This window comes from Thermoactinomyces sp. CICC 10522 (genome assembly GCF_016055075.1).
GTDB classification, from domain to species: Bacteria; Bacillota; Bacilli; order Thermoactinomycetales; family Thermoactinomycetaceae; genus Thermoactinomyces_A; species Thermoactinomyces_A daqus.
In genome coordinates this window covers 431,863-456,634 of sequence record NZ_JAECVY010000001.1, presented here as the reverse complement: position 1 = coordinate 456,634, position 24,772 = coordinate 431,863, and the positions used below count along the sequence as shown (strand labels likewise).

The 24,772-nt window shown below is 50.0% G+C and carries 28 protein-coding genes; 7 read left to right on the top strand and 21 right to left on the bottom strand.

Features of this window, described 5'->3' with window-relative positions; all coding sequences use genetic code 11:
• Position 1 precedes the first annotated feature (1 nt).
• The 7 genes from I8U18_RS02410 to I8U18_RS02380 form a co-directional block, all read right to left on the bottom strand.
• Entirely contained in the window at positions 2-1,108 is a 1,107-nt protein-coding gene (locus I8U18_RS02410; protein WP_198059154.1) for a class I SAM-dependent methyltransferase, read from the bottom strand.
• Entirely contained in the window at positions 1,108-2,052 is a 945-nt protein-coding gene (gene cysK / locus I8U18_RS02405) for a cysteine synthase A (RefSeq protein ID WP_033100300.1), read from the bottom strand. Before cysK ends, I8U18_RS02410 begins: the two co-directional genes overlap by 1 nt.
• 11 nt (positions 2,053-2,063) lie before the next feature.
• Complete coding sequence (locus tag I8U18_RS02400) at positions 2,064-2,387, bottom strand: rhodanese-like domain-containing protein (protein ID WP_220184961.1); 324 nt, start codon at positions 2,385-2,387, stop codon at positions 2,064-2,066.
• 17 nt (positions 2,388-2,404) lie between these two features.
• Entirely contained in the window at positions 2,405-2,938 is a 534-nt protein-coding gene (gene resA, locus I8U18_RS02395; protein ID WP_033100221.1) for a thiol-disulfide oxidoreductase ResA, read from the bottom strand.
• Positions 2,939-3,018: 80 nt separating this feature from the next.
• Positions 3,019-3,729, bottom strand: a complete 711-nt coding sequence (locus I8U18_RS02390; protein ID WP_198064444.1) for a cytochrome c biogenesis CcdA family protein — start codon at positions 3,727-3,729, stop codon at positions 3,019-3,021.
• A 30-nt stretch (positions 3,730-3,759) separates the two neighbouring features.
• On the bottom strand, positions 3,760-4,326 hold the full coding sequence (locus I8U18_RS02385) for a TlpA family protein disulfide reductase (RefSeq protein ID WP_033100219.1): 567 nt from the start codon (positions 4,324-4,326) through the stop codon (positions 3,760-3,762).
• Positions 4,327-4,409: 83 nt separating this feature from the next.
• Positions 4,410-5,045, bottom strand: coding sequence for an MBL fold metallo-hydrolase (locus I8U18_RS02380; protein WP_033100218.1), 636 nt, complete (start codon positions 5,043-5,045; stop codon positions 4,410-4,412).
• Between the two features lie 137 nt (positions 5,046-5,182).
• On the opposite strand from I8U18_RS02380, the gene I8U18_RS02375 reads away from it, so the two are divergent.
• On the top strand, positions 5,183-5,764 hold the full coding sequence (locus I8U18_RS02375) for a YhcN/YlaJ family sporulation lipoprotein (protein ID WP_198064443.1): 582 nt from the start codon (positions 5,183-5,185) through the stop codon (positions 5,762-5,764).
• A gap of 143 nt (positions 5,765-5,907) precedes the next feature.
• On the top strand, positions 5,908-6,075 hold the full coding sequence (locus tag I8U18_RS02370) for a DUF2197 domain-containing protein (protein ID WP_081943748.1): 168 nt from the start codon (positions 5,908-5,910) through the stop codon (positions 6,073-6,075).
• Here the strand turns inward: I8U18_RS02370 and I8U18_RS02365 are convergent.
• The 7 genes from I8U18_RS02365 to I8U18_RS02335 form a co-directional block, all read right to left on the bottom strand.
• The gene (locus I8U18_RS02365; RefSeq protein ID WP_033100298.1) at positions 6,065-6,349 is read right to left on the bottom strand and encodes a hypothetical protein; all 285 of its coding nucleotides are present in this window, start codon (positions 6,347-6,349) and stop codon (positions 6,065-6,067) included. The two genes, I8U18_RS02370 and I8U18_RS02365, sit on opposite strands and share 11 nt — an antisense overlap.
• A gap of 38 nt (positions 6,350-6,387) precedes the next feature.
• The gene (locus tag I8U18_RS02360; protein ID WP_033100217.1) at positions 6,388-6,690 is read right to left on the bottom strand and encodes a YlaH-like family protein; all 303 of its coding nucleotides are present in this window, start codon (positions 6,688-6,690) and stop codon (positions 6,388-6,390) included.
• Between the two features lie 18 nt (positions 6,691-6,708).
• Positions 6,709-7,542 (bottom strand): deoxyribonuclease IV, encoded by an 834-nt coding sequence (locus I8U18_RS02355; RefSeq protein WP_033100216.1) that lies wholly within the window; start codon positions 7,540-7,542, stop codon positions 6,709-6,711.
• 110 nt (positions 7,543-7,652) lie between these two features.
• The gene (locus tag I8U18_RS02350; RefSeq protein WP_232336274.1) at positions 7,653-8,381 is read right to left on the bottom strand and encodes a glycerophosphodiester phosphodiesterase; all 729 of its coding nucleotides are present in this window, start codon (positions 8,379-8,381) and stop codon (positions 7,653-7,655) included.
• Between the two features lie 12 nt (positions 8,382-8,393).
• Positions 8,394-8,705 carry an iron-sulfur cluster biosynthesis family protein gene (locus tag I8U18_RS02345; RefSeq protein WP_198055637.1) on the bottom strand — a complete coding sequence of 104 codons (312 nt, stop codon included), beginning with the start codon at positions 8,703-8,705 and terminating at the stop codon, positions 8,394-8,396.
• 136 nt (positions 8,706-8,841) lie between these two features.
• Positions 8,842-10,332 (bottom strand): leucyl aminopeptidase, encoded by a 1,491-nt coding sequence (locus I8U18_RS02340; RefSeq protein WP_198064441.1) that lies wholly within the window; start codon positions 10,330-10,332, stop codon positions 8,842-8,844.
• A gap of 129 nt (positions 10,333-10,461) precedes the next feature.
• Positions 10,462-10,653, bottom strand: a complete 192-nt coding sequence (locus tag I8U18_RS02335) for a hypothetical protein (RefSeq protein WP_033100212.1) — start codon at positions 10,651-10,653, stop codon at positions 10,462-10,464.
• A 294-nt stretch (positions 10,654-10,947) separates the two neighbouring features.
• Here I8U18_RS02335 and I8U18_RS02330 point away from each other — a divergent pair, with 294 nt between their 5' ends.
• Complete coding sequence (locus I8U18_RS02330; protein ID WP_033100211.1) at positions 10,948-11,574, top strand: YktB family protein; 627 nt, start codon at positions 10,948-10,950, stop codon at positions 11,572-11,574.
• A gap of 411 nt (positions 11,575-11,985) precedes the next feature.
• Positions 11,986-13,440, top strand: a complete 1,455-nt coding sequence (locus tag I8U18_RS02325) for an aminotransferase class I/II-fold pyridoxal phosphate-dependent enzyme (RefSeq protein WP_198055635.1) — start codon at positions 11,986-11,988, stop codon at positions 13,438-13,440.
• A 117-nt stretch (positions 13,441-13,557) separates the two neighbouring features.
• Here I8U18_RS02325 and I8U18_RS02320 read toward each other — a convergent pair whose 3' ends face one another.
• The 3 genes from I8U18_RS02320 to I8U18_RS02310 all read right to left on the bottom strand — a co-directional run bounded on the left by I8U18_RS02320 (position 13,558) and on the right by I8U18_RS02310 (position 14,810).
• Entirely contained in the window at positions 13,558-13,686 is a 129-nt protein-coding gene (locus I8U18_RS02320; protein WP_081943747.1) for a GapA-binding peptide SR1P, read from the bottom strand.
• A 149-nt stretch (positions 13,687-13,835) separates the two neighbouring features.
• On the bottom strand, positions 13,836-14,138 hold the full coding sequence (locus I8U18_RS02315) for a DUF3055 domain-containing protein (RefSeq protein ID WP_033100209.1): 303 nt from the start codon (positions 14,136-14,138) through the stop codon (positions 13,836-13,838).
• Positions 14,139-14,369: 231 nt separating this feature from the next.
• A complete protein-coding gene (locus tag I8U18_RS02310; RefSeq protein WP_033100208.1) occupies positions 14,370-14,810 on the bottom strand; it encodes a hypothetical protein in 441 nt (146 codons plus the stop codon).
• Positions 14,811-15,050: 240 nt separating this feature from the next.
• On the opposite strand from I8U18_RS02310, the gene I8U18_RS02305 reads away from it, so the two are divergent.
• A complete protein-coding gene (locus I8U18_RS02305; protein WP_033100207.1) occupies positions 15,051-15,467 on the top strand; it encodes a DUF1885 family protein in 417 nt (138 codons plus the stop codon).
• A gap of 60 nt (positions 15,468-15,527) precedes the next feature.
• On the opposite strand, the gene I8U18_RS02300 is transcribed toward I8U18_RS02305, so the two are convergent.
• Positions 15,528-16,850: a helix-turn-helix domain-containing protein gene (locus I8U18_RS02300; protein ID WP_198055633.1), complete on the bottom strand. Its 1,323-nt coding sequence runs from the start codon at positions 16,848-16,850 to the stop codon at positions 15,528-15,530.
• Positions 16,851-17,041: 191 nt separating this feature from the next.
• Between I8U18_RS02300 and I8U18_RS02295 the strand changes: the two genes are divergently transcribed.
• Positions 17,042-17,350 carry a hypothetical protein gene (locus I8U18_RS02295; protein WP_198055632.1) on the top strand — a complete coding sequence of 103 codons (309 nt, stop codon included), beginning with the start codon at positions 17,042-17,044 and terminating at the stop codon, positions 17,348-17,350.
• Between the two features lie 148 nt (positions 17,351-17,498).
• Here I8U18_RS02295 and I8U18_RS02290 read toward each other — a convergent pair whose 3' ends face one another.
• The 3 genes from I8U18_RS02290 to I8U18_RS02280 all read right to left on the bottom strand — a co-directional run bounded on the left by I8U18_RS02290 (position 17,499) and on the right by I8U18_RS02280 (position 23,099).
• A complete protein-coding gene (locus I8U18_RS02290) occupies positions 17,499-18,059 on the bottom strand; it encodes a phosphatase PAP2 family protein (RefSeq protein ID WP_081943746.1) in 561 nt (186 codons plus the stop codon).
• Positions 18,060-18,154: 95 nt separating this feature from the next.
• Complete coding sequence (locus I8U18_RS02285; protein ID WP_198064440.1) at positions 18,155-19,327, bottom strand: M23 family metallopeptidase; 1,173 nt, start codon at positions 19,325-19,327, stop codon at positions 18,155-18,157.
• A 127-nt stretch (positions 19,328-19,454) separates the two neighbouring features.
• Positions 19,455-23,099, bottom strand: coding sequence for a dynamin family protein (locus I8U18_RS02280; RefSeq protein ID WP_198064439.1), 3,645 nt, complete (start codon positions 23,097-23,099; stop codon positions 19,455-19,457).
• A gap of 319 nt (positions 23,100-23,418) precedes the next feature.
• Between I8U18_RS02280 and I8U18_RS02275 the strand changes: the two genes are divergently transcribed.
• Positions 23,419-24,747, top strand: a complete 1,329-nt coding sequence (locus I8U18_RS02275; RefSeq protein ID WP_033100203.1) for a DNA recombination protein RmuC — start codon at positions 23,419-23,421, stop codon at positions 24,745-24,747.
• Positions 24,748-24,772 lie beyond the last annotated feature (25 nt).

Here is a 24,772-nt window from a genome sequence, read left to right as displayed (position 1 = left end):
ATTAAAAAAGATTTTGGCCACGGTTGATCTCTAATCCTTTAGACTGAATCAGGATGCGGAAAGATTCTCCCATCGCCTGGGGATGGATGAGTTGTTTGATCGCCCGAACCCGTTTGGCCTCCGGGCTGAAAGGGTCAGTTGGCACCGCCGCAGGCAACAACCCGGCGATTCCGCTTTGGAGCAGGAATTCGGCTTGCGTAAGATTGGCGACCATCATCAACCCTTCCGACTCCCCCCATTCCTCCAGCAGGGAAAAGTTCACATCACAGGTAAGATCGATTTCTCCGGGAGTTTCCAGGATGTCCGGAATCACCCGATGCTTGCGGTAACCCCGGAGCGTTCCCTTTTTTTGTTTCAGAACCCGGGTGGACGCACCGTAATCGATTGTGACCAAAATCCCCTCGTTCAGCCAGCGGGCCACTTCCTGCAGCCATCCGCGGGCTGCCAGCGGAACCTCCAGCATCTCACCGTCGCGAAGATCGCTCCCCAATTTTAACAGATCCGCGGAATCCGTTCCAAGCGGAATCCACTTTTCCGCCAGTTTCCGATCTTCTCCTTTTGACACCCATGATTCCAGGAGCAGCCCCCCATCTTTTTTTATCCGATGAACAGGGAAGGCGTCAACCAGTTCATTGCTATAAATAAAAGCCACTTTTACGGGCGGAATTTCCGGCAATCGCCCGTGAATGCAGTAGGAAACCGGCAAAGCAGCGAGACGTTCACGGGCTGATTGCCGGTGAAACGGGCTTATTTCCACCAGATGAAAGCGGATCTGTTCCGGCGGAATGCCTGCATCGCAGAGCCCTTTTCCCACCTGTTCGGCCAGACGGCCATCGCCCGCGCCCATCTCCACTACGGCCCATTCGCCAACCGAAGCGAATCGCCGGATCCACTTCGCATAAAGCCGTCCCAGTACCAGCCCGTACAGCTCTCCCACATGGGCATTGGTAAAAAAATCGCCTTCACGTCCCAGTTTTACTCGATCACGCTGATAATAACCCCATTCGGGATGATAGAGGGCCAACTCCATATATTGCGCAAACGGAATTCTCCCCTCCGGGCTCTCTTCAATCTGTTTGAGGATTTCTGCCAAAAGCGGATTTTCCATCATGACTCCTGTTCCGAAAAGTCGAAGACGGAAGTGCTCAGATAACGCTCACCGGTATCCGGCGCCATGCAGAGTACGCGTTTTCCTTTCCCCAGGCGTTCTGCCACTTTGAGTGCCGCCCAAACCGAAGCACCGGAAGACGGGCCCACCAAAATGGCTTCTTTGCGGGCCAGATTGCGTGTGGTTTCGATGGCTTCTTCATCGGAAACATGAAAGATTTCATCATAGATATCCTGATTTAAAACCGGTGGAATAAAACCGGGACTCGTTCCGGGAATTTGGTGCGGTCCTGGTTCACCACCCGCCAGTACGGGAGAGTTTTTCGGTTCGACCACGCCGATGAACAAATTCGGCAGTTTTTGCTTCAGATATTCCCCTGTCCCGGTAATCGTTCCGCCGGTTCCGGCCGTTGCGACAAACGCATCGAGCCGTCCCTCCATCTGCTCCCAAATCTCCGGTCCGGTCGTCAGGCGATGCACTTCCGGGTTGGCTTCATTTTGGAACTGGTAAGGCAAAAAGGAATTGGGAATTTCTTTGGCCAGCTCTTCTGCCTTGCGAATCGCGCCGGGCATCCTTAAATGTCCGGGGGTTAAAACCACTTCGGCCCCATATCCCTTTAACAGACCGATCCGCTCACTGCTCATCGTATCCGGCATGACCAGAATCGTCCGGTAACCGCGGGCCGCCCCGACCAATGCCAGTCCGATCCCCGTATTTCCGCTCGTCGGTTCCACGATCGTCGCCCCCGGCTTGAGCCGGCCGCTCTCTTCGGCGGCACGAATCATATTGTATGCCGTGCGGTCCTTCACACTGCCGCCGGGATTAAATTTTTCCAACTTCACATAGACTTCTGCCCAGTCGGGCTTCACCAGCCGGTTTAAGCGAACGACCGGAGTAGCGCCGATCAAGTCCAGAACCTGATCGGCCGTCCGGGCAAAAGGCATGGTTTTGCCTGTTACTCCTTCGTTACGGGACCCGTCCATTCCAGCATTCCTCCCTTTAAGTTATAAAGCTGCGAAAACCCCTTGCTATGTAGAACATGGGCAGCGATGACACTGCGGCGCCCGCTCCGGCAGATGAGCAAAATCTTCTCATCTTTGTGCGGATTCAATTCCGCGAACCGCTCTTCCATCTCGTCGTGCGGAATGTGGATCGCTCCGGGAATGTGCCCCTCCTCATACTCTTCACTTGTTCTCACATCAACCAAAACGTATTTTTTTCGTTCCGATTCATCCACCTGGCTGAATTCGCCCGCTTCAATATCTTTATAATGTTCCATGATATCATCCTCCCAGTCTAATGCCCCGGCAAAACCGAGTTAATATATAATTCCAATTGTCCATGGATGAGCGGACCTTCGACCCTTTTTGTAATTTTACCCTCAGGGTCGATCAAAAGAGAAGTGGGAATGGGACCGACTTTGTACAAATCCACCACATCCCGGTCATGGTCCATCAGGACGGGAAACGTCAGCCCGTATTGACGGGCGAAGGCGGAGGCAGTTACATTCGTCTCCGCGATGTTCACGCCGACAACCGTAAAGCCCCGGTTTTTATACTCTTCGTAAGCTTGCTCCAAGACAGGCATTTCTTTTCGGCAGGGATCACACCAGGACCCCCAGAAATTGAGCAAAACCGCTTTTCCCTTCAAATCGCTCAGTTTCATCTGTTTCCCGTCCAGGGTTTCCAGCTGAAAATCGGGCGCTTTCTCCCCTGCTTCCGGCTTGTCGGCCTGATCCTGGTTCATCGCCTGGTATAAGGCGATTCCCACCAAAGCGACCATGAAGAGAAATAACACGCGGCGGACCCAATATCGCGTCTTTTTGTTCATAATCTCACCCGTCTTCACCCAAAATTGTAACAAAAATTATCGATTTTGTCTGTTTTGGTCACCGGGGCGGGGAACACCGCTCAGAACCCGGTAAATCCGGTGATACTTGTCAACCAGCTGGCCAAAGCGGACATCTGATCCGTATAGAGGAGAATGCCAAACAGCACCATCAATCCTCCCCCGACTTTCATCACTCCCGCCGAATACTTCAAAATCCAGCGAAATCTCCCCACAAAAAACGCCATCACAAAAAACGGGATGGCAAACCCCAGCGTATAAGCAGTCAAATAGGCCAATTTCACTTCAGGATGAAGCGCGGTCATCATAATAATCGAGGCGAGAATCGGACCGACACAAGGCGTCCAGCCGGCGGCAAAACCCATCCCCACCAAAACCGATCCCAAAAAGCTGACCCGTTTTTTCGTTGTCTGCAACTTATACTCCTTCAGCAAAAAAGCCGGCTGAAAGACACCGAGCACAAACAAGCCCATGGCCACGATCAAAACGGCGCCCAGCATGCGAATCAGATCCTTATACTGGCTGAACAGCGTTCCGAGCAGACTGGCCCCAAACCCCAACGCATAGAAAATGACGGAAAATCCCAATATAAAAAAAAGTGTGTGAAACACAACGGTCCTGGTTATGGCCCTGCTTCGTTTTTCATCTTTGAGCTGAGCCACTGATACACCGGTGATGTAGGATAGATAAGATGGGTAAAGCGGCAGAGTGCAAGGCGAAATAAAAGAAAGCACCCCCGCTCCAAATGCGATCCACCAGCTGATATGCTCCACAGAACTCTCTCCCCTTTTGTCGGCGGTCATTTATTTGGCCAGTTCGTCAATCATGGAAAACAGCGCCTGTTCCTTCATCCCGCCTACAAATTTGTGCAGGATTTTCCCGTCTTTTCCCACAATGAAAGTAGCCGGCACTCCGAAGAGATGATACTGATCAATTCCCACCGTCTGTCCATTTTTAGCAGGGTCCATGGCAACAGGAAACGTGAAGTGATTTTGTTTTACAAAGGAGGAAACCTCTTCCGGCTTCCGCTCCATCGCCGTCAAATTGACCATAATGAAGTTGACGCGGTCTTTGTAACTATTGAACGCTTTTTGAAAATAGGGCATCTCTTGCTTGCAATATCCGCACCACGTCGTCCAAAAGTTCACCACCGTCGGCTTGCCCCCGTTTTGCGCCAACTCGACGCTCCGGCCATCGAGGGTGGCCAGTTTGAAGTTCGGGGCGCAATATCCCTCTTCCGGCTGCGGCTCCCCCTGACAATGAACCACTTGCAGGGCCGCCTCATCTTGTCCTTTCGCCGAATAAAACCAGAATGTACCGGCCACCGCAACGACAATCAGCAACAAAACAACCACATTTCTCCATTTCATGCAACAAACGCTCCTTCATTACATCATGGAACGAAATCGCTCCTTTTCACAAGTATTTAACTTTTTTGCGATGGATAACCCTCTTACAACAATCCGGTTACATAAGGATTGTGCATCTGTTCACGCCCGATGGTCGTCTCCGGCCCATGCCCGCACAGGACTCTCGTCTCCTCCGGCAGATCCATCAACTTTTCGGAAATACTGTGCATCAGAGTTTCATAGCTTCCCCCCGGCAAATCGGTACGGCCGATCGAGTTTTTAAACAACACATCGCCGCTGAAAATGGTGGTACCCCATACGTACGTGACACTGCCCGGCGAATGCCCCGGTGTATGCAATACGCGAAAAGTTTCTCCGAGCAGCGAAAGCGTTTCCCCACCGTCAAGAAGGTGTTCCGCCGGAGCGCAGACGATCGCGGGAATTCCCGGAAACAGCCCGGATCCATTTTTTTGCGGTTCCGTCATCCAATCAGCTTCTGCGCGGTGCAAATAAACAGGCGCCTTGGTCAGCGAACGCAATTCTTCCACCCCGCCGATATGGTCAAAATGGGCATGGGTTAATAAAATCGCTTTCACGGCAATTCCCAATTCTCCAATGCGCCGAAGCAAGGAATCCGGCCCCATGCCGGGATCAACCACCAATCCCTCTTTTGACTCCTCATCATACATGAGATAAGCATTCGTCATGGCCGGTCCGAGCACAAACGTTTCAATTTTCATTCTTATGTACCTCCAAAGTGTCCTGATCCTCAACCCCCATTCTACACCGAACGGGGAATGACTTCAAAGTGAGTACATGCCCGCCCGGGGAACAGGACAAAATAGGAACAAATGAAAACGGAAAGGAAGAAAAACGGATGACTTGGAAGCTGAAATGGATCGGCCTGCTTGCTGCTTTACTCGTCCTAACCGGTTGTCAGCAGGAAAACAAGCCGCCAGCGAATCAATCCGCTCCGCCGTCGGGCAAAAAAATCCCGCAAACCGTTGAAGTCAAGCAAACCGCTCCCGAACCGAAACGGGATCAATCCCCGCAGGCGAAAGCGGACCGGCTTGCACAGCTGGCAATGCAGGTTCCCAATGTCAAAAGCGCTTCGGCAGTTGTGATGGGAAAATACACTTTGGTGGGGATCGCGCTTGACCCGACACTTGATCGCGGCCGTGTCGGCACGATTAAATATACGGTTGCCCAAGCGCTCAAGGAGGATCCGTTGGGAGCAAATGCACTCGTTACCGCGGACCCGGCTTTAACCCAGCGCATTCGGGAGTTGAGTGAGCACATTCGCCAAGGGCATCCGGTCGGCGGTCTGATGAATGAACTGGCGGAAATCGCCAACCGGATTGCACCCCAACCTTCCCGCGAAACGGAAAGAACCGAACGGGCGCCAAACAAGATGAACCAGGAACGCCTCAATCAGAGCAGACAAGCACCGGCCAGATAAGCCGATCAAGAAAAAGCAAACAACGAATTCACTCCGTTGTTTGCTTTTTCGTTAAGTTAAAACAGTGCCATGCCAAAACGGTTGTAGTATACTTACTGTTGGATCATTTAAAAAGGGACAAAATAAAAGAAGGAAGATACGGAATGAGAGTGATTTGTATCCTGTGTGAACAGAGTTTCAAACCGGACAAATGGACGGAGAAGAAAATCAAAAAACATCCGCACCTGATTCAGATTTGCCCTGACTGCCATGAACGCATCAAACAGAAAACACTTGAACGGCAGGAAAAAAAGATGAACATCAATCAGTAAACGTTTGATTGTACTTTGGTTCAGCCATGATATCCTTGATCAGTTGTTCCGCCGCTTCCCGCGCAAACGACTCGGTATGTACCTGACCATCCAGCTCGTATTGTACGACATAGCGGTCTTTTTCCGCCGTTTTCTCCAGGTTGGTCACCTGATGGTCTTCCCGCAGCATCTCCTCAAAAAAATAGGCGGTATCCCGGGCAGACCGGTCACTCGGTCTCGCTTCCCAAACAATTTGAATCTGCAACCAATTAAAAAGCGCGTCTTTCAGCTGCATGGAATTTCTCCACCCCTTTTCTGCTCCTGAAGGCATTTTCAATGCATCTTTTCCGTCTTCGCTCTTTCATTTTGCTTGCGAACCGCGTACAATCTCAGCCTTGTCACGGCGATCAGGATCACGGTTACCGCCAAAGCCGGGATCATCGGAAAGTCCATATAGTGAAAGAGCGTCAGTAAGCCGCACCCCACCGCCAGACAAACATAGACCAGCACCGATTTCAAAACGGGAAGCCTGACGGCAAACGCCGTTTTGTAGATAATCGCCGTAAGCGCCAGTATGATCAGATAGGCCGCCAGCGGCGGGAGCGAGTGAAGCCAGGTGTTCACATCGGCAGCCATTTCGCATCTCTCACTTTCTCATGAATTTTTCAACTGGTGAAGATAGCGAATCTCGTCCCCATATTCCGATTCATCGTCAACCGGCGTTTCCAGCACGACCGGAAGACCTTCAAATTGCGGCGCTTTCAGGAACAATGCCAGCGCATCAGCACCGATTTCCCCTTTTCCGATCTTCTCATGGCGATCCTTCCGGCTGTTAAACGGAACCTTGCTGTCATTGAAGTGAATCGCCGTCAAATGTTCCAGGTAACCGGTCTCTTCCATCTCTTTGACTAATTCTGCAAACGTATCGTGATTCCAAATCCCGGCGGCAAACGCATGGCAGGTATCAAAACAAAATCCGATCTTTTCCGGCTCGTCCGTCCGGTTGCGAATCTCGGTCAGTTCGCGGATGGTCAGTCCCAACTCGCTGCCTTGCCCAGCCGTGTTTTCCAGAAGCAGTTTCGTCGGCCCGTCATAGTCGCGCAAAATCAAATTTAACGTCTCGACCATGCGCTCACGGCCAAATTCTTCTCCTTCACCCACATGCTTTCCGCAATGGACAACCGCTCCAACCGCCCCGAAAGCTTCCGCAATCCGAAGATCCTCCTTGATGGAGCGAATCGTCACTTCCTGCAAATCCTCTTTGGGCGTGGACAAATTGGTAATATACGGCGTATGGGCCACGAGGGTAATTCCCTGCTCCTCACAGTATTCCCGCCCGCGGTCCGCATCAACTACATTTAACTTTTTCGGCTTTAGGCCGCGGGGATTCTTCGTAAAGACTTGAAATGATTTCGCTCCCAGCTCATCTGCCCGCTTGGCGGCGTTAAAAAATCCTTTTGAGACGCTGATATGACATCCGATTTTCATAAATGGTTCCTCCTGTTAAAGACAAAAAGCGCCCCCTCTGGTTCAGGCGCTGTCCATCAGCTTCATTTTAGCATCCCCCGCCCGGACTGGCAACTTCAGCGGCGGCTTCGTCAACCGTTCAAAATCCAAAACAATCGATCGGGGACATTGGTAATGATCGCCTCCACTCCCGCTTCAATCAATTCCTCCATCATCCCCTCATCATCCACCGTGTATGGGCGAACAGCGATCCCCTTTGCCCGGCAACGCTCAACGATGGCCGGCGTGATCACGGAAAAGTGCGGGTGAATGGAGCTAACCCCGATCAACTTGGCATAAATCCAAGGAGCAGGCATTTTGTGTTCATAGAGAAGAGCCCTCTCCATCGCCGGACGGTAGGCAGCCAGATGACGCAGGCTCAGAGGATTAAAGGAAGATAAAACCACCCTCCTCTCCAAACCGGTTCGCTCAATCTCCTTCACCACTTTTTCTTCCAGTCCGCGGTAGGCGAAGCGGTTGTTTTTCAATTCAATATTGACCCAAAGTGAAGTCCCGGCCACCCATTCCAATACCTGCCGCAGAGTCGGGATCGTCTCCCCGGCATACGCCTCGGAAAACCAGCGACCAGCATCCAGTTTCCGCACCTGTGCCCAGGTCATCTCGTTGATCAATCCGGAACCGTTGGTGGTCCGGTCCACCGTTTCATCATGAATGACGACAACCTCCCCATCCTTCGTCAATTGCACATCGAGTTCGATTCCGTCAGCTCCCGCTGCCTGCGCCTTCTTGAAAGCAGCCATTGTATTTTCCGGCGCAATTTCGGAAAAACCGCGATGTGCGACAATCTCGACCTGTGGCAACATGATCCTCCTTCACAGAAAAATTTGCCGGATAAAAATCTCGCTTTTGTTTTTCAGGGAAAAAGTTCCCCGTTCCGGGTCAAAGTCAATGATCAATTCAGGCTCAAAATAAAGTTGACTTCCCGGATCGATAACCACGCTCAAGTCTTTCGCAATCTCAAAATGCCGGTCATTCTCCTGCGGCAGATCCCAGTTTACCTCATACATGGCATCATTGCTGCAACCGCATCCCTCCGTAATCGCCGCAATGCGGAGCACGGCCGACGGTTCCGGCTTTTTGCCGACGAGCGTTTGATAAGCCTCATCTGTTACCAATATACGCAACGTTTGGCTCTCCTTTCTTTTCCAAAATACAATCTAACTTATTCGGGATCCCCCAAGGATAACGATTTCCTTTTTTTCAAACAAAAAGACTGGAGACGGTTAGGGTTCCGTGCCCAGTCCTGATGTCTGATCTTTATTATCCCTGGCAGATCGCAAGTTGAATCAGTGTCCGAACCCCGGTTCCGGTCGCTCCTTTGACAAAAATCCCCTTTTCCTCCGGAGCGGTAACCGTCCCCGCAATATCCAAGTGCACCCATGGAACAGGCTCTGCAAACCGGCGCAAAAACAAACCTCCTTGAATGCAGCTGGCCGTGCTTCCGGCATCGTTTTTCACATCCGCAATCTCACTATCCACATATTGCTCGTATTCTTCGTACATCGGAAGTTCCCAGACCCGTTCCCCGGCGATGCGAGCCGCTTTTTTCACTTCTTCGGCCCACTGCGCATCGTTGCTCATCAGGCCGCTCGCTACATGCCCCAGTGCAACCACAACCCCGCCCGTCAGCGTGGCGATATCAACCAGTCGTGTTGCGCCAAGGTGCTTGGCATAGGCAATGGCATCAGCCAAAATCAGTCGCCCTTCCGCATCGGTGTGATGAACTTCAATTGTTTTCCCGCTAAAAGAGCGAATCACATCTCCTGGACGAAATGCTCTGCTGCCAGTCATATTTTCGCAGGCTGGAATGACAGCGATGACATTGCTGTGCGGGCGCAGTTCGCCGATCGCATCCATCGCTGCCAGTACAGCTGCCGCTCCGCCCATATCATCTTTCATCTCGCCCATCCCTTTGCCGGGTTTAAGCTGCAATCCTCCGCTGTCAAAGGTTACTCCTTTGCCGACCAGCCCGATTACATCATCCGACTCCGGTGCCCCCTTATAGGACAAGACAATCATCCGCGGCCGGTTTGCACTGCCTTCAGCCACGGATAACAGCGCATTCATGCCCAACTCCCGCAGCCGGTCCTCGGTCAGGATATCAAGTTCAATCCCTCTTTTTTCCGCTATGGCCCGTGCATGATCGGCCAATGCTTCCGGGGTCATAAAGTTGGCCGGTTCATGCACGAGATAGCGGGCAAAGTTGGTGGCCCGGGCAAAAATGCGACCGCGTTCAACCCCCGCAGCAAAGGCCGAATCTTTTACCTGATCTCCAAAGACGCGAATCTCTTCCAAGCTTTCGCTTTTATCTTCAGATTTATAGGAATGATGCTGATAGCTTCCCAATTCAATCCCTTCCACAATCGACTGAATCACGTCAACCGAGTTATATCTCTCGATCATGAAGGAAGGACAATCGATCCCCAGACTTTTCACTTTTTTATGTTTTGCCGCTCTTGCAGCGGTAGCCACTGCATTTTTGAAGGAATGAAGTTCCAGTTTTCCCTCATCCCCCAGACCAACGACAAAAACCCGTCCAGCGGGGATTTTTCCCCAATTGTGCATGTCCGTAACTTCGGCGAAATCCCCCGAAATTTCTCCTGCAGCAATCAGGTTGGAAATCCGAAAACCGAGAGCCTCATCTACTTCCCGGGCAACCCCTTGAACCGATTTTCCTTCATTTGCATGAAAGACGATGATTGCATCCATTTCCAGTGAAGCCAACGGTTCTCTCGTCAATTTCCACTCCATATGATGCCCTCCCCCAATCGTGGAATGATAAAAATGAAAAAAGTGTAACACGCCAACGAAAATTCAGCATGTTACACTTTCGACAAAATTTGATTTATCTCCTGTTGCTATAAAATAGACGAAATTGTTTTATAAAACTTCAAGGATCATCATTTCCCTTCGGATTTCCTTCAGCCGTGCTTTACACTGGTCAATTTTGTGTGTGCTCTTCTCTTTCATCGCTTCATAGAGTTTGGCCAATTCATAATCCAATTCCATTCTCAACACCTGAATGCGTTCCTCCGCAGTGCGACAACGATATGCCCGAATAACCTCTTCCATGGTTCCGCTGCACCCCTTCATTGTAAGAAATCGGGATTTGGGCCCCAAATTGCTAACCCCATTTTCGTTAGCTTGGCTACAGCTTTGCCCCATAATGAAGGAAATAAACCTGTCGAAAAGAGTTCATCAAAAAATGCATTCAACCCTTGATCTTGCTATAATTTACGCCTCTTAAACCGAAAGGGAAACGGTGATTATAATGATAAACTGAATATTTAAAATAATATTTTTATAGATTTGTACTTATCTGTGGTAAGATATGTACAAAATCTGTTTGCCTGGTGGTGAATGTAAGTGAAAATCCCTCCATTTATCGAAAAAGATTTTACGGTGTTCAACATCGCCGGATTGGAGGCGCGCATGGAGGCAATCCGGCAAAATATCCAGCCAAAATTCGGGGTGCTCGGCGATCGAATTGCTCCCTTCCTGGCAGCGCTGGTCGGGGAACCCGTTTATGTACATATTGCCAAACATGCGCGCAGAACTGTGAATCCGCCGGAGGAAACCTGGGTTGCCTGGTCAACCGGCAGACGCGGCTACAAAGCCCTTCCCCACTTTCAGTTGGGCATCCGTGACACACACCTGTTCATGTGGTTTGCCCTGATTTATGAATGTGACCGCAAGCCGGCGTTTGCCCGAAACTTCAAGGAACAATTCGCGGAAATTTGGCCGGCGATCCCCGATTCCTTTTACTTCTCCAAAGATCATACCGTGCCCGATGTGATTCAAAAACGGGAGCTCAGCGAAGAAGACGCCCTGAAAATGCTCGATCGCCTTGAGAATGTCAAAAAAGCCGAGTTTTTGTGCGGAACGGTTCTGCCACGCGAACAAGCCGTGCAAAAAACGGGAGAAGAAATGGTGAAGATCCTGGAGTCCACTTTTGAAACCTTGCAGCCCCTGTATAAACTGTCCATTTCATAGAATCACCTCATCTTCGCTAAACCCCGGCGGAAGTTTGCGCAAAAATCAGGGATTTGGGGGTTAAGACCGGCCCGGCTTGTCACACTTGTTCACCCCGATGAAATCCTCTCAGAAATGGGAGGATTTCTGCTTGTTGAAGTCTGGAAAACACGGTCCGTCGGGTCTTGCTGCTTCGCTTTGATCCAGTCTTCTTCGTCGCATAAGCCGTTGCGGAAAAGCTCCAACTCTTCGTCCAAAGTCCATCGGCAGATGCAAAACCTCTCAAAAACGGGAGGTTTTTTATTATGCAAATCGATTGTATTATTATTCATTGATTGTACCATTCAAAAATGAATATTTTTCTTTTGTTCCGAAGCCGTTTTTGTTATACTATCGGTCGTGCATGAATTCAAGTAAAGGTAGGCAACGCCCATGGATCGACAAAGAACCACTCCATTGTTCAGCAAATTGAAGGAACATGCCCAACGAAATCCTATTCAATTTCATATTCCCGGACACAAAAAAGGTCGGGGCATGGACCCTGAGTTCCGCCACTTTATCGGGGACAACGCCTTGTCCATCGACCTGATTAATATAGAACCTCTGGATGACTTGCACCATCCGCACGGTATAATTGCCGAGGCACAAAAGCTGGCGGCTGAGGCTTTTGGCGCGGATTATACCTTTTTTTCCGTGCAGGGAACGAGCGGTGCGATTATGACGATGGTCATGTCGGTTGCAGAACCGGGGGATAAAATCATCGTGCCGCGAAACGTGCATAAATCGGTTTTATCCGCCATCATTCTCGCCGGAGCGCTGCCGATCTTCGTCCACCCGGAAATGGATGAAACCCTGGGAATCGCTCACGGCATTACAGCGTGCCAAGTGGAAAAAGCCCTGAAAAAGCATCCTGAAGCCAAAGCCGTTTTAGTGATTAATCCAACGTATTACGGCGTGGCCGGCAACCTCAAGGAAATCGTCGATCTCGTTCATCAGCACGGGATTCCTGTTCTCGTTGATGAAGCCCATGGAGTGCTGACCCATTTCCACGAACGCCTGCCGATGTCCGCCATGGATTGCGGGGCTGATATGGCCGCCACCAGTGTGCACAAACTGGGCGGCTCCCTGACGCAAAGCTCCGTTCTAAACGTGCGGGAGGGCCTTGTGAATCCGCGCCGGATTCAGTCGATTATCAGTATGCTGACCACCACTTCCACTTCTTATATCCTGCTTGCTTCCCTGGATGCAGCACGGCGCTATCTGGCGACGGAAGGTTATGAGATCATTCAGAGAACATTGGAACTGGCCGAATATGCAAGAAGCGAAATCAACAAAATCCCGGGCCTCCTGTGTATGGGCAAGGAATGGCTGGGCAGTGACGCCCTGTACGATCTCGACGAGACCAAATTGCTCATCCACTTGAAAAACTTTGCCATCAATGGACACGATGCTGAAAAGTGGCTGCGCGAATGCCACAATGTCGAAGTGGAATTGAGCGATTTGTACAATCTGCTGTGTCTGGTGACCCCCGGCGATACGAAAGAAACGATCGACCGTCTGCTTGAGGCGCTCAAAGATCTCTCCGGCCGGTTTTACCAACCGGAGCAAACCAAACAGGTGAATATCCGCCTCCCGGAAATACCTGAACTCGTTTTATCCCCGCGCGAGGCATTTTACAGCGACACGGTCTCGATCCCCCTTGCCGAGTCAGCCGGACACATCATCGCCGAATTCATTATGATCTATCCGCCCGGCATTCCCGTTCTCGCCCCGGGCGAACGGATCACTGAAGATAATATCAGCTATATCGTGGAACACATCAAAGCCGGACTGCCCGTACAAGGGCCGGAAGATCCCACACTGAAGACAATCCGCGTCATTCGTTAATTAACGCCTGGCAAAGAAAAGAATCCGGCTCCGGCGAACCCCCCTTTTTGGGATGCGTCAACAAGAAAGACCACCGATAACCGGTGGTCTTTCTTATCAAATAAGATCTGTGGCCCCCTATTGGCGATTGGTTTTTTCTTCTTCCCGATGGTCGCATCCGTCGCAGGTGGAGTAGAGCGTTCCCACTTTCTCCGCTTCAACATACTCGATCACTTTGTCACAGGATTGGCAGACGATGGCTTCCATGAAAAATCCTCCTCTGTCCATTTTCGATCTATGTCATTCACTTTGAATGAAAGCGCTTTTATTATTGTGTCACTTATAGTATATTATGACATACTAATTTTGTCAAAGCGGAAATAAAAAAGAGCAAATCCGAAGACTTGCTCTTTTCATCAATGTTCCGTTTCTGCATCGATGGTAATGGTTGGCAGGTTGTTTTTGAAAAAAATCGATATTTCTTCCGCTTCCTCCATCGATCGCAAATTAAAGACCTTCTGCAAATATTCCAGATTTTCGGCATCTTCTAACGAAAGCAATGAGGAGCGCCCCGTCTGCATACAAACCACCAGCGGCTTGCCAAAAAACATATGCGTGTAGACAATTCCAAAATCATAGCGACCCTGTTCGGAAACAAAACCAACAAACCGAACTTTCGCTTTTTCGGATTCGTCGTACAAACGTTCATAAAGACTCATGTCCTCTCCCCCTCGCTTTTGTATTAGAAGAACAAAACCAAAATCTCGCAAGCGCCGCAAAAGAGAAGGTACACAAAACCGCAGGATCAGGATTGGACCTTAAGACAACTGTCCACCAGCAACCTCCGATCCTGGCCAACCTGCCACAGCGGAATGAAAAACCGCTTTCAAAAAGCGGTTTTTCTGTTTTTTTATTCCCTGTATTTTTCGGTAATAAACCGGTATTTGCATTTAAGAATTGCATTTTTTTACTTTCGATTCAAATAATGAAGCCAACTCACAGAAGAGTGAAATATCCTCATCGTCGATATTTCCACCGGCTGTCCCCGTCACAACCAGCACCCCGACCAAATGATGGCCGTGATAAAAGGGAACATATACCTCTGTCCGGTTCCAGATCCGTTCCCGCACCACGCTTCCTCTCGCAGCTGCCAAACTCATGAATCCTTCCCCAAACGGGATCACCGGAGGCAATTCCGTTTGCCCCCGCTCAAATTTGAGACAGAAGGAGAAGTCTTCCACCAAGTAAATTGAAACCCATTGATAATCCGCCATGTTGTCAAATAACGAATTACAAACAAATTGATATAATTTTTCCAATTCACTGCTGTATTTGTCTGACATGGCGCCAATTTCCGCGCGAAGCTCATCCAAAAGATCGGCCTTGCGCATCAAAACTCCCCCAACTTAGTAAATTACATCAAAGTGTAGCATAAGTGCGCAACGGCCGCAAGCCGTTTTTTTCCAATATTTTTAAAACTGTTCTCTTCACGATTCATCGTCAAGACTTCCCGGCGCGCAGGCCATGATGAAACGACGGGCTTGCCCTTCCCTTGTCTGACAATTGGAAATGATATAAACTTATTTTAGTTGCAGTCGGAGCAAAAAAAGCGAGCATGGGAGAGATTTGCTTTGAGCAAAAGCGCCTACATAAAGTTGGTAAAAGGGTCGAAACAAGAAGACATATCCCTTGAGGAAGTGAAAAACCTGTTCCTCTACTACCAGGAGATGGTGTCGCTCACCGGAAAACAGCTCGGCTGGGGCTACCAGGAAGCCGCTTTTCCTTACGATCTTCAGGAACGCGAGCAGGACGGGATTCCTTATCTGCTCCTGAAAGGAAAAAAACCGAGCCACTATTACGGATTGATCGTCGGTGTCGCCAAGGAGGCGGAAACGAATATCCCCTATATTCAAATTGTGTTACCCGATCAAGCGACCCACGGGGATACAGCCAAAGGGAATGAATACGGCAAATTCCTGGCAAAGCAGCTAAAAGGAGAACTGCATCTCTTTAACGGACGCACCATGTACTTTAATGATCGAAAATAACCCGCCCGCAAAAAGAAGACCCCCCGCCGGAGAGGCTGGAGGTCTTTTTTCACAACCCGGTCAAAAGGCAATGGGCATTTTGGCATGCTCCCTGATATCCAACTTGTACAACTGCTCCAGGTAAATCTGAAATTTTTGCTTGTCCGCATTTTCAAAACAACGGGCCAACTTAAGGACAATTTTTCGTTCCTGCTCATAATCCTTCTTTTTCTGCGCCATTTTCAGCGCTTTTTCATAAATTTTGATCGCCTCTGCCGTATTTCCTTGCTTCACATAACAATCGCCCATGAGGATATACGATTCCCGGTAAATTTCCGGATGCGGCGTGCGGTCGCTGATTGCGAGCGCTTCGAGCAATGTCTCCGCCGCCGCTTCGTCCTTATCCTGTTCGAGATACGCGAGGCCCAGGTATGTATGCGCTTTGATCTTCATATGGTCGGACTTGATTTTTTCTTGCAAACTCAACGCGGTGCGAAAGCAGTTCTCCGCTTCTTCCCATTTATGTTGCAGCAGATAGATCGTGCCCAGCCTGCTCCAGAGCTCGCAGGACTGCTCTGTTTTTTTGTTGATGCGCGCCACTTCGATCCCCTGATGCGCATAGGCAATCGCCTCTTCATACAACTTCAGCTTTCTCAGGATCGAAATCCGCACTTTATAAAGCTCCAGCACCACTTCGATGCTTTTGATATGATGGATTTCATCCCAAATTTGATTAATTCTCCGCAGCGCTTCTTCAATATGATCCAATTCGTTCAGATAGGTGATGCGGGCGATTTCCAGAATATAAATATAATACGCCCGTTCCCCTCCGGCTTGAAAATGCTCCAGTCCTTCATTCACGTAGCGCAGGGCCTGCCCCGGGTCATGGTTGCTGAAAGCGATGCGGCTCAGTTCATGGTAGCTCGCAGCCTTGATATTGGTTTTCAGCCATTCTTCCTTTTGGTCGACAATGCGGATCGCTTCCAAAAAATGATTTTGCGCTTTCACCCAATTCCTTTTTTGCAAATAAATCTTTCCGCGCAAAAAATGAACAATTGCCGATAAAAGATGATTGTTGGGCACATCAAGTTTACGCAAGCGTTCGAGCCCCTTGTCCGGACTCATCAAATCGATCATGTTCTCAATGGCAGCCAGCTGCAGTTCCATGTGCGCCTCTTCCTGTTTTTCCTTGGCAATCAAATCATGAATCTGATCCAGGTTAATATTCAGCTTCTCTGCGACATACCTCACTTTATCTTCGTTGACATAGGTAATTCCGCGCTCAATATTGCTGATGGTCGACGGAGAAATAAAATCGTCGGCCAAATCCTCCAGCCTCAATCCCATCTCTTTTCTCCGTTTGCGCAGAATCTCGCCAATCTGGATTGGATGAATGTAATCCATTTTTCCACCTCGTTACCGTTTGCATTTTCTGCAACCATAAAGAAAAAATAAAAATTGCATCTCAATTCTCTGCGCATTTTTGACATCTAATAATATTCCAATGACAAAAAGACAATTGACATAAATTTTTCCGGTTGTATACTCGTATCACAATAAGAAATCTTCTGTAAAATTCAAAAAAGGAGAGAGAGATGCTGAAATTAATTGCAATGGGGAAACCCCATGAACTTCACCCTTTCATTTTTGATCTTACATCCCAGCCGCAGTACAGAGTAAGATTGGAATCTATGAGTCCCGTGGGTCGTCCCGGGCAGGAATCACAAGAAACCAGCGTGCAAATGTCGGTTTCCTTTACCCCGACTTCGCAAACTCCGGTTCAGGTCATTCTTCACACCCGGAACAACCAGGAAATTAAAATTCATTTCACCGATGGTTTTGCCGTCAAGCTGAGTGACACCGTCACCTATATCGGTGGCAAAGCGGCAGATGTATTTGGATAGAAAAAAGCCCCACAAAGACGGAAAATGGGGCAAAAGAAGTCAGTCCAAGTCTAATTGTAGCACAATTAAAACGATTTGGTAAGAATAATTGTACTGCCGCAATGCTTTGCTGCGGCAGTCCCCTTCGTCTTTTGACAGCCCCTCAATACTACCCGAACAAATAGACCGTTCCCGCCGCAAAGCCGCTGCCCAGACACGATCCGATCAATACATCCGTCGGGTAATGCAGCGCCAGATACATGCGCGAAAAACCGATCAGGATCGCATACGGCAACAGTACTCCCCCGCAGAGTGACGAATGAAACATAAATGTGACGGCGATGGAAAAGGCCGCTGTCGTATGCCCTGACGGAAAAGAGTAATCCGTTAGGGGATTGGGAAAAGTATGCAAATGGGCCAGCCGCAAATAGGGACGGATTCGGGGCATCAATTTTTTAAAAAATTGAACAACCACATGGCTGCCGATCAGTGCGATAAAACCTTCAAGCGCCCACGACTTGACAGTGCGCGGCATGAACATGTACCAGAACATCAAAAAACCGATAGTCGCGGTCGGACCGGCCAAATGGGTAACCCGGGGCATCAACCAATCAAACAGACGGCATTTCCACTGACAATTAACCAGCTGGATCAAAAACTGATCCGATCGAATCAACCAAGAAGCCAGATTTTTCAACAGCCTCACCTCTGCCCGTGCAAGACGTGACATTTTTGTATAATACCATGATAACTTATGAAATGAAAGAGATAGTAAATAAGGTGTTAATCATATTCGAACGATTAACACCCCGGGTCTCCTGTCATTTATTTGTCGAAAATTTTATCCAATATTTCCCGGCGCTCCTGCACGGTGTAGCCATCCCAGAACCATTCGCCGTAAAGCAGCAGATCCAGGTGCAAATGAACCCCCTGGTCACTGCCTTTGACACCGTCGCTCGTTCCGGAATTGCCGGCATAGCCGATCAGTTGGCCTGCTTTGATCGTCTGCCCTGCTTTGATCCCCGGAGCAATCCGGCTCAAGTGCACAAAACGGGCCATTACCCCTTTGCCGTACTGCACCCAGACCTGCCGGCCGCGCATCTTGTCCAAAATATAGGCCGGTGTCTGCCCATCGCTTTGGCCGGCCACAGCCATCAACCGGTTGCGCTCTGCAGGCGTCATCTCCTGATAATCAACATCGGCTCTGACCACAACTCCATCGGCCAGGGAATAAACCGGAGTCCGTTTGCTGATCGTAACGCCTGTTCCATAAGTATACCAGTCTAATCCCTCATGTACCCCGTGACGATAAGTACGGGGCGCACCGGGAAGATGCGAATCGTGCGTGCTCACATGCGCTCCGCGAATCGGGCTTCTGAGAAATGACAGATAACGGGCCATTTCCCGGGCCGACATTTTGGGCAAATTTCGCTTGGGGGCAAAAACCGGAATCGACGCAGGATTCACTTGCCATTCCGCGGTTTTGCCGATCACAACCACTTGCTGTTGCAAAACCCGGTCCATGAAGGAAAGAGGCACAAGGGCATTTCCGTTCTGAATGACAGGAGCTTGTTCCATCGGTTCAAAGATTCCGTTGCAATTCAAAACCGGGATTCCCTGCACCATCGATAATGTATCAGACTGATGCCGGATGGTAATTGTGCCGTCACGCGCATCCACCTTTACCTGAAAGCCGAGGCGGTCGGCGATTTCCCCGAGATTTACGAACAAGGTGTCATCGCGTGCAACCGTCGGCAATTCTTCCTGATTTGATAGTTCGCTGAAAAGCGGAATTTGATCGAACGAGCGGTTTTGAGAAAAAATTTCTCCTGAATCGGAAAGATTTTGGCTATTTTGATGATCGTAGGACAATGGTTTAACATCGTTAATTCCCCAGATCAAGGCAAATTCGCTTAACCAGCCGCGATTGCTCGGCGGCATAAACACAATTGCCGAGATCAGACAAAACATCATCAATACCAGTGACGTTTTTTTCATCTTCATCTCCTACAGCATCTTGGAAGCAATGATATGCGAAGAAAGCACTCCTTGTCCGGAGTGCCTGATGTTACGCTTTCATTATTTTAAAATTCGGCTACCCTGCGGTCAAGTTGCAAAGCAAAAATCAGGACAACAACCGCTCCACCTTGGCAATATTCTCAGCAAGGCCTGATGCCGTTTCCCGGTACAGATCCAAATCTTCCGGTGCAGATGAAGCGCCCAGCAAAGTATCATAATAATTCTCCGCATCCAAAATGGCCTTTTCTTTCCATTCCGCTTCTTTTTTCTGCCACTCCTCCAGGTAATATCCGGTCAGCAACCGCTTTTGCTCGTCCAAAAAAGCGGCAATTGCCGGTTCCAGCACCTGTTCCATCTCCTCCCGCATTTTCTCCTTCTCATTTTTCTCAAAAAAGGTTTTGGCATTTTTGAAGCAGGAGATCGCCTTTTTAAAAGAAGCAAGCGAAAGCTCCGCGAGCGGCTCCGGGAAATCAGGTGATGGATACGAGCTTTCCCGCTCCGGCACCAAAGGAATTTCACCGTTCACAGCCAGGCAGTTGTTTGTCAGATTCGCCATAAATGCATCTTGCCGGTCGTTTAACCATCGTTCCATGCGCAAGGAAGTGGCCCTGAGCTCCTGCAGCAAATCGCGGCGCATAAAATCGACCATCTGGAGCACACAGGCACGGAGTTTTTGTTTGATCTGCCCGTCATCGCTTCTCAGAACCGACGGGTTGAAGATCTCCGGAAACTCGTCGCGGTATCGGTAAAACAGACGTTGTTTGACATAATAAAGCAGTTCATTCACTTCCTGCCCCAAGGCATGGGCCAACGCTTGATCCCTGCTGTTTTGAATGATTCTCCGCACCCGGTCCCGTTCGTCAGCCAACTCCCCTTTCCGCTTTTCCATCGCTTCGCGGCCCGCTTCGGCGGTTTGCAGCAGATGGCGGAGAAAGCGGGAACCACGCCGCAACTCTTCGGTCAAACCGCGAATCGACACCACCCGCAGTTCATCCAGAATAAAAGAGGAAAATCGCTGTTCAAACCGCTCCATCTGCGGATCCTGACGCCCGCCCGCTTTTTCCGCCAGCGCCCGTAAGCTGGACAGTGAAAAGAGACGGGGTTCCCGAATTCCATAACCCGAAAGTTGCCTGCGGATATAGTCCTCCACCTGTGCCAGTTCCTCCCGCGAAGCGGCCAGATCGGCGGCATTAATGATAAAAAACATCTTGTCCAGGGAAAAAACATCTTTAACCCGCCCCAGCTGAATTAAAAACTCACGATCCGCCTTGGAAAAGGGATGATTGTAATAAGTCACATACAAAAGCGCATCGGCACTTTTGATATACTGAAAAGCAACATCCGTATGGCGGGCATGCATTGAATCGGCTCCGGGCGTGTCAACGAGGGTAATTCCCTGTCTGGCCAGTGGTGAATCGTAATAAAGATCCACCGACTCTACAAAGCAGGATTTGGTTTCCCTGGCAACAAATTCTTCAATCGCGTCCGCCTTGATCGTCAGTGTGCCGCCCAGGTGCTCTTTCATCGTGGAAAATCCGTCCCTCACCGCCTGGAGAAAAGGCAAAGCCGTCTTTTGCCCCGTCTGGAAGGCAGGCTCGTCCAGCAGCGTTCCGATGCGTGCAACCGCTTCTTCCAGCGTTCGCACCTCCTGCTGTACCAATTTGTACACTTGCCGCAAATCATCCAATAAACGCTCGCCCGTCTTAAAGGTAATCACGGCCTGTCCATGCGGATGCCTGCCCGTCGGGGGACAAATCCGGTTAATCGTCGCCGTGGTCGGGTGGGGGGAAACCGACAGTACCGGCTTTCCGATCAAGGCATTGGCAAAAGATGACTTTCCGGCACTGAAAGCCCCGAACAAGGCGACTGTATACTGCCGGCGTTCAAGTCGCTCCCGCTTCCGGGCCAGGTCTCTCACGATCGCTGTTAATCCCGGAATCCTCTTCATTTGCTCTTCCGCTGCATGTACTTGAGCGAGCACGCTGTCCATCCGATGAGCGGTCGCCCGTTCCTTTCCCTTTCCTGATTCTCTCTCTCCGGGCAACTCATTCGTCTCAGTCACCTCTTCGCGCTGCGGCAGGAAGCGCTCATTTCGCATTACAACTTGTTCCTCCAACGCTTCTCGGGGAATTTCAACCATACCGGGTTCGGTATCCCCGCGGATCAACTTCAAAAGGCGCTCCTCCGCCTGTCTGTGCTCCTCCTTGATCCGCCTGATTTCCGATAAAGCGTTTTCCCACTCGGCCAGTTGCCTCATCCGCCGCTCCAGCTGCTGCAACCGCTCCGCAAACCGCTGCTCCAGTTCCTCCTTAACCGACCCGAACCAGGAACGTGCGGCCTGGCGATAAAACTGTTTCAGCTTATTTGCCAAATCATCGGTATAAGTCAAGACATAGTTCCCGCCAAACCCCGCCCCGGGCTTGATCGTCTGCGCAAGCAGCGGGGCATCGAGATGAACGCGAAAAGAGTAAATTCTCTCTCCCCGATCTTCAGTATACAGGTGATGCTCTTTCAAAAATTGCACCACATATTGCTTTACATGAAGATCAAGCTGTGTCTCAACCGTCTGCCCGAGTTTTTCGAGAAAAGCAAGCGTCCGCCGCTCTTTTTCCTTCTCCGTTTTCCCTTTGGAGAAGAAAAAGCCGACTTTAAAGGAGGTGAGCTGCGTCTCCAGATATTGCTCCGCCAGAGCGCGCACTTCATAGGGCATCAGGTAGGCATTTTGCAATACCGCCTCCAGCCCCTGATCAAATGAGCGCTCGATCGACTGTTTTTCTTCTTTCAACTGAACCATTTCTTTTCGCCGCTCTTGCGCTTCCGCTTCCGGCGATCCTTCCGGCCCATCGGGCTGCACCTGCTTGGCTGCCAATTTTTCCAGCTGTTCCCGATCCCTTTCTTCCAAAAATTGCATATGCTCTTTCAGCAATTGTTCCGCTTCAATTCGAATCGTTTGGTCAAACTGTTCAAACCTCCGTCCGATCAGTTCCCCGATCCGTTTTTTCAATTCGGCAAACTGGTTATGAGGATGGAGGGGATCACGCATGCTCGTGTAAAAAACCCCTTCCGGGTTCACACCCCAATCGGCAAACGACTGTTGCACATTTTGGCAGAAGGCGGAAAAGGACAGTTCCTCTTCCCGGTGTTTATCGATTTGGTTGATGATCAGATAAACGCGCTTTCGGCGGCGGATTAACTGTTTGATAAACTCCAGGTTCCCTTCCGCTTGCACATGGTTATAATCCATTACATAAAAAATCACGTCCGCCAGGTGCAACGAAGAGCGGGTGGCGCGTTCGTGAGCCGCATCCGTCGAGTCGATGCCCGGTGTATCCATCAGCGCCACTTTGGCCGGCAAGCGGTTGGTTTGACGCTGGATGTGCACGGCTAAAATCTCTTCGCCGTTTTTGCACAAATCTTTCAGCTCCTGATCAGTGTAAGTCCCATCGTATGCATGAATTCGCCCATCGCTCAGAAACAGTTTGACCCGGTTCTCACCCGCCGTGATTTTCACCACGTTGGCACTGGTGGGAATCGGACTGGTCGGAAGCAGATCTTCTCCGAGCAAATGATTGAGCAAAGTGGATTTGCCGGCGGAAAAATGGCCGCAAAAAGCGATCGACCATTCCCCTTGCACCGTTTTTCGCAGCAAATCGATGCCCTTCAACCGTCTTTCTTCATCTCCGCTCCGCTCAAACTCCCGCTCCAGCCGGGCCAATCGCTGTGCCCATTCTCTGTGTGCTGTTTCAATCATTCCCTGAATACTCCTTTTGTGGCAATGTTCCGGATTGATAACCCTCTCCGTTTATACCGAAACGGCAGGACTCGCATTTTCAGTCTATGGCAGCGTCAGTCAGCTCATCGGGGCATTCATTGAAAGTGGATCATAGCCGGATCGCGGTGTTCCCTCCCCCGATTTGCTTAATTTATTTTCACCCTCCGGCTGTATTTGACAAAACACAGGTGTTTTCTGTCGTTTCTATCTTAATACAGATCGGGAAGTTAATGAAGGGTTGCGCGGTTCTCGATATAATTAACAGAAGGAAAATTCCCACAAAAAGGTGTGATGTTGGATGGCCACATGGATTGCCACGTTATCTCTTCTGCTTAACGGGATCATCCTCTGTCTCTTTTTATTCCGGCAGCATAACTCCGCCAAAAGTGATTGGCAGCAGATCGAAGAGCAACTGCGCCTGCTGCTGCTGGCACAGGAAAAAACTGAAAAGACGTTGCGCGAAGAAATGGGATACCACCGGCAGGAAGCCAATCATGCCGCTCTCGAAAACCGCAAAGAATTGCAACAGTCTTTTTCCCTGTTGACCAAATCGACGCTCACTACCATTCAAGATGTCGCATCCGGGCAGAAAAACCTGCTTGATTCCTTTTCCCGTCAACTTCGCGATCTCACCGCCATGAACGAACAGAAGCTGGAGCAGTTACGAAACAAAGTGGAGGAGAAACTGGCGCAAATTCAGACGGAGAACCAGAAAAAACTGGAAGAAATGAGACAGACCGTCGATGAAAAATTGCACGCCACCTTGGAACAAAGGCTCGGAGAATCGTTCAAACTGGTAAGTGACCGATTGGAGCGCGTACATAAAAGTTTGGGAGAAATGCAGCATCTGGCGGCCGGGGTTGACGACCTGAAAAAAGTGTTGTCCAACGTGAAAAGCCGCGGTGTTCTGGGGGAAATCCAACTGGAAAACATCCTGGAACAGCTGTTGACCCAGGACCAATATGAAAAAAATGCCGTGATCAAGAAAAACAGCAAAGAACATGTGGAATTCGCCATTAAACTGCCGGCCAAACAGGAAGGCTCTCCTCCCGTCTTGCTGCCGATTGATTCCAAGTTTCCGCTGGAGGATTATGAGCGCTTGCTTCAAGCCCAGGAAGCAGGAAATCCGGAGCTGATCAATGAGGCGGGAAAACAGCTGGAACAGCGCATTAAGCAGGAAGCAAAAAAAATAAGCGACAAATACATTTATCCGCCGGTCACCACTGATTTCGCCATTTTATTTCTCCCCCTCGAAGGGTTGTATGCCGAAATCCTGCGGAGGCCCGGATTGTGGGAAACGGTACAGCGGCAGTTTAAAGTGGCGATTGTCGGGCCGACAACCCTGTCCGCTTTTTTAAACAGCTTGCAGATGGGTTTCCGCACACTGGCCATTGAAAAACACACCACCGAAGCCTGGCGCTGGCTGGGCATTATGAAAACGGATCTGCTCAAATTCGGCAACTATTTGGAAAAGGCGCAACGCAAACTGGATGAAGCCAGCAAAACGATTGGTCAGGCGACAAAGCAAACGGAAACGATGAAGAAAAAGCTGGACCGGGTGGAGAACTTGCCCAGCCTCGATTCAGCTTCTCTGTCCGCATTGCCGGATGGCCCCGGCGGAGAATAGGGAAAAAGCCCCCGGCCTTTGCAGG

Excerpts from the sequence above, each read along its gene's own strand:
- I8U18_RS02380 (WP_033100218.1), bottom strand. The coding sequence starts at position 5,045 with ATGAAAATTGAAACGTTTGTGCTCGGACCGGCCATGACGAATGCTTAT.
- I8U18_RS02310 (WP_033100208.1), bottom strand. The coding sequence starts at position 14,810 with ATGCGCAAGGCCGATCTTTTGGATGAGCTTCGCGCGGAAATTGGCGCC.
- I8U18_RS02325 (WP_198055635.1), top strand. The coding sequence starts at position 11,986 with ATGGATCGACAAAGAACCACTCCATTGTTCAGCAAATTGAAGGAACAT.
- I8U18_RS02340 (WP_198064441.1), bottom strand. The coding sequence starts at position 10,332 with ATGGAGTGGAAATTGACGAGAGAACCGTTGGCTTCACTGGAAATGGAT.
- I8U18_RS02385 (WP_033100219.1), bottom strand. The coding sequence starts at position 4,326 with ATGAAATGGAGAAATGTGGTTGTTTTGTTGCTGATTGTCGTTGCGGTG.
- I8U18_RS02400 (WP_220184961.1), bottom strand. The coding sequence starts at position 2,387 with ATGGAACATTATAAAGATATTGAAGCGGGCGAATTCAGCCAGGTGGAT.
- I8U18_RS02355 (WP_033100216.1), bottom strand. The coding sequence starts at position 7,542 with ATGAAAATCGGATGTCATATCAGCGTCTCAAAAGGATTTTTTAACGCC.
- I8U18_RS02365 (WP_033100298.1), bottom strand. The coding sequence starts at position 6,349 with ATGCAGCTGAAAGACGCGCTTTTTAATTGGTTGCAGATTCAAATTGTT.
- I8U18_RS02285 (WP_198064440.1), bottom strand. The coding sequence starts at position 19,327 with ATGAAAAAAACGTCACTGGTATTGATGATGTTTTGTCTGATCTCGGCA.
- I8U18_RS02275 (WP_033100203.1), top strand. The coding sequence starts at position 23,419 with ATGGCCACATGGATTGCCACGTTATCTCTTCTGCTTAACGGGATCATC.
- I8U18_RS02410 (WP_198059154.1), bottom strand. The coding sequence starts at position 1,108 with ATGGAAAATCCGCTTTTGGCAGAAATCCTCAAACAGATTGAAGAGAGC.
- I8U18_RS02300 (WP_198055633.1), bottom strand. The coding sequence starts at position 16,850 with ATGGATTACATTCATCCAATCCAGATTGGCGAGATTCTGCGCAAACGG.
- I8U18_RS02335 (WP_033100212.1), bottom strand. The coding sequence starts at position 10,653 with ATGGAAGAGGTTATTCGGGCATATCGTTGTCGCACTGCGGAGGAACGC.
- I8U18_RS02315 (WP_033100209.1), bottom strand. The coding sequence starts at position 14,138 with ATGAGTCTTTATGAACGTTTGTACGACGAATCCGAAAAAGCGAAAGTT.
- I8U18_RS02320 (WP_081943747.1), bottom strand. The coding sequence starts at position 13,686 with ATGGAAGCCATCGTCTGCCAATCCTGTGACAAAGTGATCGAGTATGTT.
- resA (WP_033100221.1), bottom strand. The coding sequence starts at position 2,938 with ATGAACAAAAAGACGCGATATTGGGTCCGCCGCGTGTTATTTCTCTTC.
- I8U18_RS02295 (WP_198055632.1), top strand. The coding sequence starts at position 17,042 with ATGCTGAAATTAATTGCAATGGGGAAACCCCATGAACTTCACCCTTTC.
- cysK (WP_033100300.1), bottom strand. The coding sequence starts at position 2,052 with ATGCCTTTTGCCCGGACGGCCGATCAGGTTCTGGACTTGATCGGCGCT.
- I8U18_RS02370 (WP_081943748.1), top strand. The coding sequence starts at position 5,908 with ATGAGAGTGATTTGTATCCTGTGTGAACAGAGTTTCAAACCGGACAAA.
- I8U18_RS02360 (WP_033100217.1), bottom strand. The coding sequence starts at position 6,690 with ATGGCTGCCGATGTGAACACCTGGCTTCACTCGCTCCCGCCGCTGGCG.
- I8U18_RS02290 (WP_081943746.1), bottom strand. The coding sequence starts at position 18,059 with ATGTCACGTCTTGCACGGGCAGAGGTGAGGCTGTTGAAAAATCTGGCT.
- I8U18_RS02375 (WP_198064443.1), top strand. The coding sequence starts at position 5,183 with ATGACTTGGAAGCTGAAATGGATCGGCCTGCTTGCTGCTTTACTCGTC.
- I8U18_RS02280 (WP_198064439.1), bottom strand. The coding sequence starts at position 23,099 with ATGATTGAAACAGCACACAGAGAATGGGCACAGCGATTGGCCCGGCTG.